The 14,025-nt window shown below is 30.2% G+C and carries 7 protein-coding genes; 2 read left to right on the forward strand and 5 right to left on the reverse strand.

The genetic code is table 11. The annotated features are described in order from the left end of the window. The first annotated feature begins 56 nt into the window (after window positions 1–56). Entirely contained in the window at window positions 57–839 is a 783-nt protein-coding gene (locus tag ACE193_RS23045; protein WP_375560537.1) for a hypothetical protein, read from the forward strand. Between the two features lie 29 nt (window positions 840–868). Here ACE193_RS23045 and ACE193_RS23050 read toward each other — a convergent pair whose 3' ends face one another. The 4 genes from ACE193_RS23050 to ACE193_RS23065 are packed head-to-tail and all read right to left on the reverse strand — an operon-like array spanning window position 869 to window position 8,636. Further along, the gene (locus ACE193_RS23050) at window positions 869–2,773 is read right to left on the reverse strand and encodes an AAA family ATPase (protein WP_375560538.1); all 1,905 of its coding nucleotides are present in this window, start codon (window positions 2,771–2,773) and stop codon (window positions 869–871) included. 39 nt (window positions 2,774–2,812) lie between these two features. Beyond that, the gene (locus ACE193_RS23055) at window positions 2,813–6,571 is read right to left on the reverse strand and encodes a hypothetical protein (RefSeq protein ID WP_375560539.1); all 3,759 of its coding nucleotides are present in this window, start codon (window positions 6,569–6,571) and stop codon (window positions 2,813–2,815) included. A 28-nt stretch (window positions 6,572–6,599) separates the two neighbouring features. Continuing rightward, a complete protein-coding gene (locus tag ACE193_RS23060) occupies window positions 6,600–7,163 on the reverse strand; it encodes a hypothetical protein (protein WP_375560540.1) in 564 nt (187 codons plus the stop codon). Window positions 7,164–7,166: 3 nt separating this feature from the next. Then, entirely contained in the window at window positions 7,167–8,636 is a 1,470-nt protein-coding gene (locus ACE193_RS23065; RefSeq protein WP_375560541.1) for an AAA family ATPase, read from the reverse strand. Between the two features lie 335 nt (window positions 8,637–8,971). On the opposite strand from ACE193_RS23065, the gene ACE193_RS23070 reads away from it, so the two are divergent. Then, the gene (locus tag ACE193_RS23070; RefSeq protein ID WP_375560542.1) at window positions 8,972–11,626 is read left to right on the forward strand and encodes a M14 family zinc carboxypeptidase; all 2,655 of its coding nucleotides are present in this window, start codon (window positions 8,972–8,974) and stop codon (window positions 11,624–11,626) included. Window positions 11,627–11,788: 162 nt separating this feature from the next. On the opposite strand, the gene ACE193_RS23075 is transcribed toward ACE193_RS23070, so the two are convergent. Further along, window positions 11,789–13,930, reverse strand: coding sequence for a 7TM diverse intracellular signaling domain-containing protein (locus ACE193_RS23075; RefSeq protein WP_375560543.1), 2,142 nt, complete (start codon window positions 13,928–13,930; stop codon window positions 11,789–11,791). Window positions 13,931–14,025 lie beyond the last annotated feature (95 nt).

A 14,025-nucleotide genomic window follows, 5' to 3' on the forward strand; every position in this document is an offset into this window, starting at 1 on the left:
GTAAGAACGTAAGGAAAATAAATTAAAATTTATAAAAATAACATTCAATATTTTTTATGAAATCTGTTTTGTTTTCGTTGCTTTTTAGTATTGTCATTCTTAGTGCTTGTCAGCCAGTGCATTATATTCCGAATATGAATAACGTTCCTACACTACAAGAAAAGGGAGAAGGTTCTGTTTCGTTAGGAATAAGCACAGCAGGAAGAGATTCGGCAAGTCAGTATAGTTTGCACACTTCCTATTTATTTACAAATCATATTGCAGCAAAGACGAATAGTGTTATTTACCGTTTTAATGATGATTTTAGTAGAAATAGACCAAGAAACTCTGGACAGATTCATGAATTTGGACTGGGTTATATTACTACCTTTGAGGACAAAAGATTCAATTTAGCTATTTGGGGAATTATTGGGGGAGGAAATATGAATACAATAATTCTAAGGCAAAATGAAAGATTATCTACTGACTTACGTTTTTATGGAATTGACCCCACGATAAGTATAGTAACAAAATACCATTCATTATCTTTTTCTATGAAATCTTTTTTCCTAGAGTATGGCAACATAAGAGGGAATCTAGATTACAATAGTGTAAATGAAGTAGAATATCTTCAACAAAACAATAAAGCATTTATTATAGAACCTACACTTACTCAAAAAATAGGATTTAAGAAGTTTAAATTTATACTACAAACGACATATAGTGGGAATTTGATGTTTAGGTATAGAGATAATAGTATTTTAGATAAGGGTCATGATAGACAAGTAAATATTCTAGTTTCTTTCGGACTTAGTTATAATTTTTTGACAAGAAAAAAGAAAACACCTGTGGCTTTTTAAACTTACACACTTTATGGGATACTCCCCTATTATTTCTTATTCTGCTCACTAATAAAATCGTGTAATTTTTCAGTCAAATCTCTAGCTTCTTCTGATAAATCATTTATTGAATTTATTTCTTTTACTGCTCTTTTGGCAAATTCTGCTTTATTTCCTTTGATAGTTCCTGATGGAGCAGCATAACCTCCTTTTCTTGTACAGCCTATTATATTATCATTAATAAATTCTCCTATTTTTTCATTCTTCTTATAATTCTCATAAGTAAAATTTTTTTTGAATTTAAGTTTAGTATTATCTTTTGGTTGATAACTTTTAACCACTTTTTTCAAAACATCAGTAGCAAGTATATTTTCTATTTCTCTAGCTTTGAGACAATAATAACGCTCACCTAATTTCTCTTCTAATTTTTCAAATCTATTAATTTTAGCTGTTTTTTCTGTTGTACCATCTTCTTTTTCTTCTGCACCATCTTGGTCAGTAATTAAAAATAATTTTCCACACAATCTATCTACCAAAATAGTATCATCATTATCATCATCTTCCAAAAAAGACCAATGTGTGATATTATTGCCTCCATATTCTACAAAAGAATAATGTATGTCTTCTAAGTAGTTTGTTATTTGTCTCTTTTCCTCCTTTGCTTTTCTTATTTCTTCTTCTTGGAAAACCTCTAAATATTTTCTCATATAAATTCGGTCTGTAATTCCTTCTACCCAAATCGTACAATTTGATAAAAAGACGGAAGAATTACGCACACCAATAAGCCTAAGAATATCTGTATTTTCATTATCTACATTCTCAATTTCAAAGGTCGGATTGTCCATTGAATCATTCGTTTTCTTGAAGGTATAAATTGAAACTTTATCAATCTCTAGTGTAATATCCAAAAGGTGATTGGAATGTGTAGTAAAAAAATACTGAAAAGTATCAAATTCTTTTCTCATCAATGTTTCCATAAAAACACGCTGATAAGCTGGATGCAAACATTGTTCGGGTTCTTCAAAGAAAAATAACATGTGTTTTCCTTGATTGAAAAATAAGGGATAAGTTAGAATAATTACTGATTGGATTCCATCGCCTAATTGAGAAATTGGAAATTCTTCATTACCAATACGTACATGTAAAATATCATCTTTTATGCTAGGAATAAGGTTTGCATCTTTTCCATCAAAAAAACATTCACTAAGAAACTCCTCAAATTTTCTGATTTTATCTCTATCCTTTTTTGCTCCTAATAATAAATTCTTACAGTCTTCATATAAACCCAAACCTGTGAAAATTCTGTCATTTAGTTTTTCATCGCTTTCTTTAAAATAATCTTTCTTTGTTCTCCATTTATACATATCTTTTTGTACAGAAGTGGCAGGAGTATCTTCGTTAAATATTCCTTCGTAATTTCTCAATCCTCTAAGTATTGGAATGTAAATTCTGTCATTAAAACCTCCACTCTCTTCTAATATATATTTTATATCTGTAAGATATTCTTTTGATATTTTCGATACTCCTTCAATTACAAAAGGCGAGGAAGAGTAGTCATTAAATCGCTTATTTTCCAAAAACACTTTTAAGTCATCTGTTAAACCTTCAATTTCTCGTAAACTTTCTATAGGTATTGACTCTATGCGTAGTTTATTCATTATTTCATTTACTTCCTCAGGTATATTGCTATCATAAGAGTTGAGTATATCTAATACTTGTTTTTTATAAATTTCATGTTTTTCAATCAGGTTTTCCGAAATCAGATGTTGTTTATATTTCAAACTTTTAGCGTAAAAAAACTCCCTCAAAAATCTACTCTTACCAGAGTTATTTTCTCCAATAAAAATATTTATTTTAGAAAGGTTATCTAAATATCCTTTGTTTTCTTCTTCTTGTTCGTGTACAAGAGAATAGAATTTAAAATTCTCTTCATCAATTTTTATAGCTGTAATCATAGTTTTTATTTTTTGTAGTTAAATTTTTTCTCAAATATATCAAAAAAGCGCAGTAACCTGTATTCTACCAATATGAATAGCAGGAGTTTTTTCCGACTTTCTACCTTCATAAACGACACTCAACTGCAAACCATTGAAAAGTTTTTGTTGCAAGTTCAAATCCCACGTTATGTTTTGACCTGCTCGTAAGGCTTCCAAAAGTTCGTAACTGACAGGCGTGTTATTTTCTCCTTCAAAATCAATATTCAGATACCTGAAACGAACATTGAAAACTCTATCGCCTACTTTTGAATATCTTAGTTCGCTTCTAAACTCATTTATTTGTGCGTTTTCTTCTCCTATTGTATTTTGTTTTTGCTCAAAACGGTAGGCTGTTGTTAGTCTGAATGCCGTTGTGGGTTGCCAAGCGAGTTCTAGTTGTGGGCGTAAAAGCTCTAAATTATAAGTTCTGTTTTCCAAAAAATCAGAAGCATTACTCCTTGTCCCTATCAAAAAACTAGACTTTGAAGCAATCGTTTTTGAAAGACTTAACCTAAAAATAGTTTCATATTCCTCTACATTTTTACTTTCAAATCCCCCTGCTAAAAGGTTTTTTTGATTCGTTAATGTATAGCGAAATTCTCCTCCCCAACGTGGATTTGTTCTATTCAAAAATAAGACATTTCGAAGCGAACTTTGTTCACTCAAAATATTATCTTGATTGCGCTGCACAAAAGGAAGAAACCGTTTTTCAAAATCACTTTCCGTAGTTTTGACAGAATTTTGAACCGAAAAAACCATAGAAAATAATTGTAAGGATTTTTTAATAAACTTTGCTTTTTTCCATTTTCTAGGAGGAGTAAGCGTTATTTTATAAATAAAATCAGTAGAAAATGCAGTTAAATAAGTACTTGTTGGTGTAAAAATTTTGATGAAATTTCGTTCATCTGGATTAATCGCTTCATAAAATTCTCCTAATTGTTGGATTCCATCATCGTTATCATCTCGCCAAGTGTGCGTTCCTTGCGTTCCATCAACTTGAATAAAGGTAAATTCTCTCGCTGGTTCTCGCCCCGTTACTGTCGAATAAGTGAGTTCTTGCCGAATAGCACGTTCAAAAAAATCACTTCGCCAGTCAATTCTTCCCATTAGCGTTTCAGTATCGTCTAGTTGTAGCGTATCCAAAAATTCTTGATTGTATTCTAATTTTCTATATGTAGAATTAAAAGTCAGTTTTTGATTTGATTTTTCTCTCTCAAAGTCTAATGTCGCTTCTGCTCGTGCCGTTTGTGAGTTGGTATAAGATTGAATAACTCCATTTTTAGGTAAAAAATCCTCTCTTAAAGCATATTCAATTCTATAATTTGCTTTTTTGCTACTATCTCCTTGAAAAAGATAAAATTTGTGTTGCTCGTAATTCATCAATGACGAAGTAACTGAATCTTGTGTTTTAAAAGTCTGTTTATCAACTGAATACGTATAAGCAGGAATAATGTAATTATTTTGATACTGCAAATCGGCATCATAACGCAGCCAAGAAACGTTTTGAGGAATTTCTAAAATAGCAACTTGACTATTTGGAATCGATGAAATAATAGAATTTTGAGAACTAGAATTTGTATTCAAATCTGAAAAAGAACTAGCATTATTATTCTGAAATTGTAATTGATTTTTTCCTTCTAAATAAAAGCCATTTGTAGAAAGTTGAAATTTGCCTACTTTTTTATTGAAAATAACTTTGTGTTGCTGTCCTGTAATGGCATTTTCTCGGTTTCTGTACGTAAAATTATATTCAAACTTGTTGCTTACATTTTGTTCAATAATCGTAAATGCCTGTAAAATTTGGTCTTGTCCTTTTGGCAATGCACCAAAAAAAGTAGGAAGTGTCCAATCTCTATCAAATTCTATATTTCTAAAACGGTCTATGGGTTCAAAGTTTTTATTATCCAATTCATAATCAATTCCATAACTTAGTTTATAATTTTTTCTAAACAAACCATTTTCAAACTTCTTTTCTTTGGTATGAATTCCCACAAAAAAAGCATTTCCTTTGTCGTCTTGACTATCAATTTCTGAAAAAATATTTTTATCTCGTTTCGAAAAAGCTGCTTCTGCAAAAATACTTGTAGTGCTATTTGGAGAAAAACGAACGCCTGTATTGGTAAGTTGCTTAGAATTTGGGGCAGGAAGTTGTCTAATTGGTGCAAAATTTCCTTGATTAATTCCTGCAAAAACATATTCTTTTCCATTTGCAACGGCTTCTCCCAAAACATAATCGCCTTTATTCTGTCCCACTTCGGTAAAAGAAACGGTATAAAAAGTTTGATTTTCGTTGTCTTGAGTCGCTCTCTCAAAAATCTGATAAAAGAAATTATCTATCAATGTATCTTTTTTGACATACAAAATTTGATTAACAGAAAAATTTTCTACTTCTTCGGCACTTTCCACAATGGCTAAATCCAAACTATCGCCAATATTCTCTAAAAGTGTTTGTCTTTCCTCTGAAATATCAAAATTAATAGGTTGTTTTTCGTTATCACTTTCAGAATAGTTTTCTATAAAGACATTCCAAGATGATTTTTTTAGCTTTTTAGGATTTAGACTTTTATTCTTACTTGTAAAATTTACACTTGCCCCCAAATTCGAAATCGTCCGATTATAAAACTGATTCGTATATTCAAATTCTACACGAACCCTAGAAAATTGCGTAATCACAACGTGAGGATTAAAGGTAATTTCGGCAGTATTATAATCAATAATGTAATCATAATTAAAACCACGCTGCAAAAGTTGACCATCTAAAAATATTTTTTCTGAACCTGCTTGAATGATAATAAAACGCTCATTATTTGCACCAACTAAACGATAAGCACCTTGTACGCCTTCTTGAACTGGAAGTTGATAACTTTGAAACTGTCCTTTTGCAGCAGCCAAACCGATTTTTTGTTGGGTAGAAAAAGTAGAATCTCTCTGAAAATTAGTTTGCAAAACTCCTCCCAAAACATTTTTATAAAATCGCATAAAATGAGGCGAATTGTTTCCTATTCCTTGTTTCAAAACTACATCTCCAGCCGTAAGTGAAGCATTTTTATGACGAAGTTGTATCTGTATTCTATCAAATTGTTGGATTTGCTGGGTATTTCCTTCGGGTTGAAAGGGAACATTTTGGTCGGAAATAATGGCTGTCAATTCTATTTCATCAGTCAGTTTTCCTTCTAATTGCAGATTTAGATTTGAGTTTACAAACACATCTTGCCTATTTCCCACCGAAACACCACGAGTAATACTTCCTGCTTTTTGAAGATTGGAGCTAAAAAGTTCTTGTCTTTCTTCTGTAATTACATTCTGTTTTTCGGCTTTTCTATCAACTGTATCGATGAAGTTTTGCATTGCTGCCTGTTCGTATTCTTCCTGTGAGCGTTTGAAAGTCCAGTTTTTTATCTTAAAAGGAATGGTTTGATACGATATTTTGATAGAATCTAATTGAATATTTTGATTTGAAACTGAATCAAACAAAATAATCTGTTTTTCAAAGTCATAAGTTGCTTTTATAGTTTTTAGTTGATTTTCTGAAAGCTGAGGTTTTGTTTCTAAAACTTGAATGGAAATTGGAGGAAGAGAATCAATTTCTTTGAGCCAAAAAGAAGTATAAGAATTATTGCTTTTACTGACTGCAATCCATTTTGTTTTTTGAGAGAATGAACTTGAGTTTGTCGAATTTAAGGAATCGGTTGCAGTGTCGTTTTTTTGAGTTTGTGCAAAAACGGTTTTTGTGGAAATAAATAGGAAAAAAAATAATAGGAAAAAGAGGAAACGCATTTTTCATTTTCTTGATTTGAGAGCTTTTTTACTTGTTTTGTTGGGAGATAAAAGGATGAATATGAACTAGACTATCTTGTAGCTTTAAACCTTGATGAAAATATTCTATGTCTTTTAACGACTTTTTTGCAATAGTTTTATCAGTTGTTTTTCTATCAAAAAGTATATTTATAGCTTCGAAGTCTTTTTCAAAATCTTGTTCAACATCAAAGTAAATTTTCGAAATTCCGTTGATTAAACCTATAAAAATCTGACTATTTCTAAATTTTTGATAAATACCAGAATTTTCATTTGACTTTAACTCTATTGAGAAAACATAGTTTTTATCTCTTATTCTACAAAAAATTATAGCATCACAAGCTTTATTCAAATCTGTTATTTCATTGAATAATTTCCCTAAAAATTTATTGGTTGGATGGTCTAATTTGAAAGCCAAAAAACATTCATCAATTCCTTTTATTGTAACTGAACGGAGTTGTTTTGAACCTGTATTTTGTTCTTCTTCTATTTTAATTGATTTTTTTTCTTCATTAAAATTGATTCGAACTTCTTCACAAATCAGAGCTTCAAGAGCTTTTTTTATATCTTCCATTAGTTAGATTTTAGATTTACTCCTTAGGTTTTCTTCGGCTTTTTTGGCTTCTTCTTTCTCTGCTTTTTTATTTTCATCAGACTCTAAAAAAGTGTAATAAATATCGTCTGAACGTTCATTAAGGTTAGCTATTACTAAATCAATGGAATCTATTTCAATTCCACGTTTTAAAAGAGGAACAGAAACAGCCGTATTTTTTCCTTTCTCAAAATAATAAACGCCTACATTTTCATTTTTTAAAAGTTCGTTTTCATTATATCCATACGTTTTCATTAATTCTTCTTTCTCTTTGAAATTATTAGAAAGCATCAACAAATTACTCAATTCTCTAATAATATAATCGCTATGTGTACTTGCCACCACTTTAAAACCTTCATTGACCAAACGAGCCAAAAAACGAGCGACCAAAATTTGGTTATCTGGGTGTAGATTTAGCTCGGGTTCATCGATAATAATACAATCATTTTTCTTTGCTAAATGACGCAAGTAGAAAACAAGAGAAGCAAGCGATTTTACAAGAGAAGAAGTTTGATAGATTTCTAAAATTGTATTTTCAGAGCTATTATTTGGTTGATATTGTAATCCTCCATACTGCCCCACACTTATTTTTCCTTCTAAAATACTTTTTTCTAATTCAATGGCTAGAAATTCAAAATCACTTTTTCTATTTTGAAGGTGTAATAAATCCTCTGCTATTAATAACTCATCTGCTATTGGTTTTTGATAACGGTTTATATTTTCTTCTGCAAAATGTAATAATTTGTTTCTCTCCTCTCCTTTAGTTTTTAGTATCTTATCAAAAAACTGATTTTTATTTAATGCTAATTCTTTACTGAAAATGTTTATGGCTGCTCGTTCGGAGGAAAAAAGGTAAATACAATTTTCAGACTTAAATCCTAGTATATCATACAGCAAAATTTTTATAAAACTATTGATTAGTTTACCATCTTTGATAGAATTTATAAAATCACTAGCTGATTTATGAATGCTACTTTCTATTCTTAACTCCTTAGAATTATTTTTCTTTGATATATTTGTGCTACCTATTACTACAATACTTGTTTCTTTTCCTAAAACTATTTTCTCTAAACTATTACCCTGTGGAATTTTATATCTAAAATTAGGGTTCAAATTTTTTTGTGGAAAAACATATTTATGAAATGCTTTCTTTTTGTCAATTATAAGTTTTTCTATAAAACTGTGGTTACTATTGATAAAACCTATTAAATCTAAACTTATCAAATTTTTCGATTGGGATATTATGTCTTCTTGTTTAAAGTTGAATAATACAGATTTAGAAGTTTCTACTAGTTCATCATACTCTAGCGCACTATCATTTTCTAGGAAGTAATAAATCGCATAAGCCACATAAGTTTTCCCTGTATTATTATGTCCACACAGTAAAATAAGGTCTTTGCTAAGGTCTATTTCTGCTTCTTTGAGTGTGCCTAGATTTTTTATGGTTAGTATCATTGCTTTTTTTGTTTTGCATTCCAGTAGGGACAATGCATGCATTGTCCCTACACAAATACTATTTTTATAAGATTTGGTTTGTATTTTCGAAAAAACCATTTATTATGCTCTCATGAAGAGTGAGCTACATTTTTTTCTTGTGTAAATTTAATGATATTTTAATCAACTATTGTCAGAGTTGTTTTGGATTACCAAAAAACTACTTACAAAGTTTCAAAAACTTCTCTAATCAAGTTATAAAAAATTATAACAAGACTACAAACTCAAATTTACCTTTCATTTTTTTAGTAAATTTCCATTTCAGATTATTTTTCTACTAAAAAGCCCTCAAACTAATGAAATTAAAATTATCCCCTATTTTATCTTTTTTTTTACTCTGTTTATTTATCTTATTTATTAATGCTTCACTTTTTGCTCAAAACACTTCAAAAATTGAAAGTTATTATTTCGAAACGCTCAAAAAACAATATGAAGAGCAAAATCAAGAATTAAAATTCAATCCTGCTATTTCTACTCCAAAGCAAGTTTTAGGTTTTGAAATTGGCGACTGGCACGTTTCGCATGACAAACTTCTCTTTTATTTACACACTCTAGCACAGCAATCCAACAGAATTAGTATTGATACTATCGGATTTTCGCACGAACAGCGTCCACTTATTCAACTTATTATAACAAATCCTACAAATCAATCAAATTTAGAAGAGATTAGAAAAAAACACCTTGAACTAACAAATTCTAGTTCTACCATTTCTACTGAAAATCTTCCTGTTGTGGTTTGGCAAGGATACAGCATTCATGGAAATGAAGCGAGTGGAAGTAATGCAGCTCTTTTGTATGCTTATTATTTGGCTGCTGCTGAAGGAGAGGAAATTGAAAATCAATTAAAAAATGCCATTATTATTCTTGACCCAAGTTTTAATCCTGATGGTTTGAATCGTTTTGCAAGTTGGGTAAATATGCACAAAAGTAAGTCGCAAGTAACTGACCCAAATCGTAGAGAAACAAATGAGCCTTTTCCAATGGGACGAACAAATCATTATTGGTTTGATTTGAATAGAGATTGGTTGCCTGTTCAACAGCCAGAAAGCAAGGCACGTTTAAAGCGTTTTCATGAGTGGAAGCCAAATATCTTGACAGACCACCACGAAATGGGAACAAATAGTAGTTTCTTTTTTCAACCGGGAGTTCCTCAACGTACAAATCCGATTACCCCACAAAAAAATCAAGAATTGACTGCCAAAATTGGAACTTTTCACGCCAAATTTTTAGATAATATTGGTTCGCTTTATTATACAGAACAGAGTTTTGATGATTTTTATTATGGAAAAGGCTCTACGTATCCAGATGTAAATGGTTCGGTAGGGATTTTATTCGAACAGGCGAGTGCACGAGGACACGCACAAGACAGCGAAAATGGAGTTATTACCTTTGATTTTGCGATTCGAAACCAACTCACTACTTCGCTTTCTACGCTAGAAGCTGCCGTAAATCTTAGAAAAGAACTCTTAGATTATCAACAAAGTTTTTATAAAACAGTAAATGATTTTGCTAAAAATTCTACTGAAAAAGGCTATTTGATTGGAGGAAAAAAAGATATTCCACGTTTTGAAGAATTATTGAGAGTTTTGGAAACACATCAAATTGATTTTTATACATTAAATAAAAATGAAATAAAAGAAAATCAAAATGCTAAAAATCAAGTTACTTTTTCTGATAAAAATTCGGTTGTCATTCCAGTTAATCAAACACAAGGAAGATTAGTAAAAGCTATTTTTGATACGCCAAAGACATTTAAAGACAGCATTTTTTATGACGTTTCGGCTTGGACTTTCTCTTATTCTTTTGGATTAGAACAAAAAATTCTTTCTCAAAGTGAACTTTCAAATCTAAAAGGAGAAAAAATAAATGCTGATTATTTTTCAGAACAATTCAATAAAGAAAATCAAGAATTACAAAAAAGTGAAATTGGTTATTTGATAGATTGGAAAAATTATTATGCACCAAAATTAGTAAATCAATTATTAGAAAATAATCTGAATATCAAAGTGAGTAAAGAACCTTTTTCTTATCTTTTTAAAGAAGGAGAAAGTGATAAAAAGGTAGATTTTGATAGAGGAACTATTTTTGTCAAAACTCCTGAAAATCAACAAGAGGGAGATTATTTAGTAGAAATATTGAAAGAAGCAAGTCAAAATCATTCTATCAAAATTACTTCTTTAGAAACTGGACTTACAGACAATGGAATTGATTTGGGAAGTCCAAGTTTTCAAACTCTGAAATTACCTAAAGTTTTGATTGTTGTAGGAGAAGGTGTGGATTCGTATGAGGCAGGCGAAATTTGGCATTTATTAGATGCTCGTTATGGAATGAAAGTTTCTCTGATTGAAGCAAGTGAACTTTCAAAAATTGATTTGCACGATTATACGACTATTGTTTTGCCGAGTGGTTATCCTCAAAATTTTAATCCAAATACACTTTCTAGTTGGACAGAAAATGGAGGTACTTTGATTGCGATTGGTTCTTCAATTAATTTTTTGAAGGGAAGTTCTTATTTTAATCTGAATCAAAAACAATTTTCTAATCAAGGTAATTCAGACCAAAAACAGCGTTTTAACTATTCAAATAGAGATAATGATAGAGGTGCGAATTATATTGGAGGGCTTATTTTGGAAGGACAATTAGACCTTTCGAATCCGATTGCTTTTGGGTATGAATCTGAAACAATACGTATTTTTAAAGATAATAGTATCTTTTTAGATTATTCTGAAAATCCTTATACAATGCCACTTGTTTATTCTTTAAATCCAGAAAGCAATATTGTAAGTGGTTATTTATCTAATTTGAATAAAGAAAAATTGCAAAATAGTGTTTCTATTATTTCAAAAAATATAGGAAAAGGAAAGTTTGTTGTTTTCGCTGATAATCCTAATTTTAGAGCGTTTTGGTATGGTACAAATCGTCTTTTTGTGAATGCTATCTTTTTTGAATAAATTTTTGTTTGAATACAGAGGAAAGCAAGTATTCCTATCTTAGAAAATACTTGCTTTTTTATTAAACAATACATGTAATAGGCAATTTGCTATAACTGATAACTGATAACTGATAACTGATAACTGATAACTGATAACTGATAACTGATAACTGATAACTGATTATATTCTAAATCCCATTACCAAAATATCATCAATTTGAGAGGCTTGAGCAACTTCTTGCCATTTTATAATTGTATTTTCCAAAATTTCTTTTTGTTCTTGAAAAGGTAACTGATGGATTGTTTGTAAAAGACTTTTTAGATTTTTACGCATAAATTTTTTATTATTCTCTCCTCCAAATTGGTCTTGATAACCATCTGAATACATATAATAAGAAGTTTGATTATCGAATTCTATTATTTTGTCTTCAAAATTGATTCCTTCTGTTTTGAGCGAACCTCCAATACTAAATTTGCTTGCTTTATATTCTGTTATTTCACCATTTTTAATGCTAATTAGAGTGTTTTTCGCTCCAGCAAAAGTCATTTTATTATTTATTTTATCAATAACACAAAGCGAAATATCCATTCCATCTTTATTTCCTGTTTCTTTTTGTTTTAGTAGTGATACTGTTTCTTGATGCAAATTTATCAGAATTTGAGCAGGAGAAATATAATTATTTTCTATAATAATTTCACGCAATAGATTAATTCCTATCATAGACATCAATGAACCTGGAACGCCATGCCCTGTACAATCTGCAACAGCTAAAAATGTATGATTACCTTTTTCTAAAAAGAAGTAAAAATCGCCACTTACTACATCTTTGGGCAAGTAAAGTGTAAAACAATCTGAAAAATAAGCACAAATTTCATTTTGAGAAGGCAAAACAGCTTCTTGAATACGCTTTGCATAATTCAAACTATTGGTAAGAGCGACACTTTTGGATTCAATTTCTGCTTTTTGTTTTTCTACTGTTTCTAGTGTACTTGATAATTGTTCATTGATTTGGGCTAATTCTTCATTGCTTTCATTTAGTTTTTGTGTACGTTCTATTACCTTTGTTTCCAACTGCTCTTTTGATTGCTTTTCTAAGTGTAGAGCCTTTTTTGTTGCTATATTTTTTTCTCTTCTTATCGTTCTGTATCTATCAGCTAAAGCAATAGAAATCAATGCAACCTCTAAGGCTGAACCTATTTCTGCTCCGTGATTTGTCCAAAAATTAATAGGTAGTGTTCCACTATTTCGAAGTGTAATCATAAGTCCCCCTATCAGATAAGAAGCCCAAGCTAATACAAAAAAACGAGCAAATTTATTTCCTTTATACCAACAATAAATTCCAGTAGCCAAAAGAGAAAAAGCCTGTAACTTAGTAACTGCATTTACTACTCCTGTCCATCCTGCATAATTTATAATAAATGCTACAATAGCAAGAAAAATGACTGCTAAGAAATAACGAAACAACCAAGTATGATACTTCCTTAATTCTAAAAAGTAGATAGTAAAAATAGAGGTAGTAATGACAGTACCTATCATGGCAGCACGAATAAAATATATATTCGCTTCGGGAAAACTTGGATAAATATATTTGAATAAATAGCCACTAACTCCAGCAAAAGTCAAGAAAGTACAAATGATAGTTAATACATAATAAATATAATTGACATCTCTGATTATCAAGAAAATAACTAGATTATAGAACATCATTATCAACAGAATACCAAAATAAATACCATATCCAATATGACTATCTTTTCCCTCTTGATGTACTTTTGATTTTGGAAGGATAGAAATAGGTAACAAAACAGGATAATCAGAACGAATACGCAAATAACAAACTATCTTTTCATTAGAAGAAAGGTGTAAAGGAAAAGAAAAACCATTATTTTTTATCTCTCCACGAGAGTGATAAGTAGATAGCCAACCTGTTTGAGAGTGATGAATTAAACGTCCTTCTTTTTCTTGATAAAAATCAATTTTATCTGTGAAAGGCATATCCAAAACAAATTGCCAATCCTCAATTTTTGATTTATTTTCTATCTCTACTTTTAGCCAAATAGGAACAGAGAGGTAGCCAAGGTTTAAGTGTTCTGATTGATTTTTTATCCAGTTTTTGTTGAAATTTACCTTGTTTATGTCTTCAATAGAATAACCTTTGTTTTCCGAATCTATGAAATAATAAAGAGAATTTCCTAGACTAGAAATCTGCTTTTCATTCTTTAGAGTTATTTTTTGAGCAAGAGTAGATGTGTTGAGACAGTAGAAAAAAATAAGTAAAAAGAATACAAATTTTTTCTTGATGTAAGAAAAATAAACGTTCATTTGGAGTAGTAATAAATTGAAGCATAAAGGTACTAAATTTTACATTTATCTTAAACATCTTTGTTCAAGTTTTGATAAAGTAACCTACTTGCCTC

It is taken from the genome of Bernardetia aquimarina, from assembly GCF_042180575.1.
Classification (GTDB): Bacteria; Bacteroidota; Bacteroidia; order Cytophagales; family Bernardetiaceae; genus Bernardetia.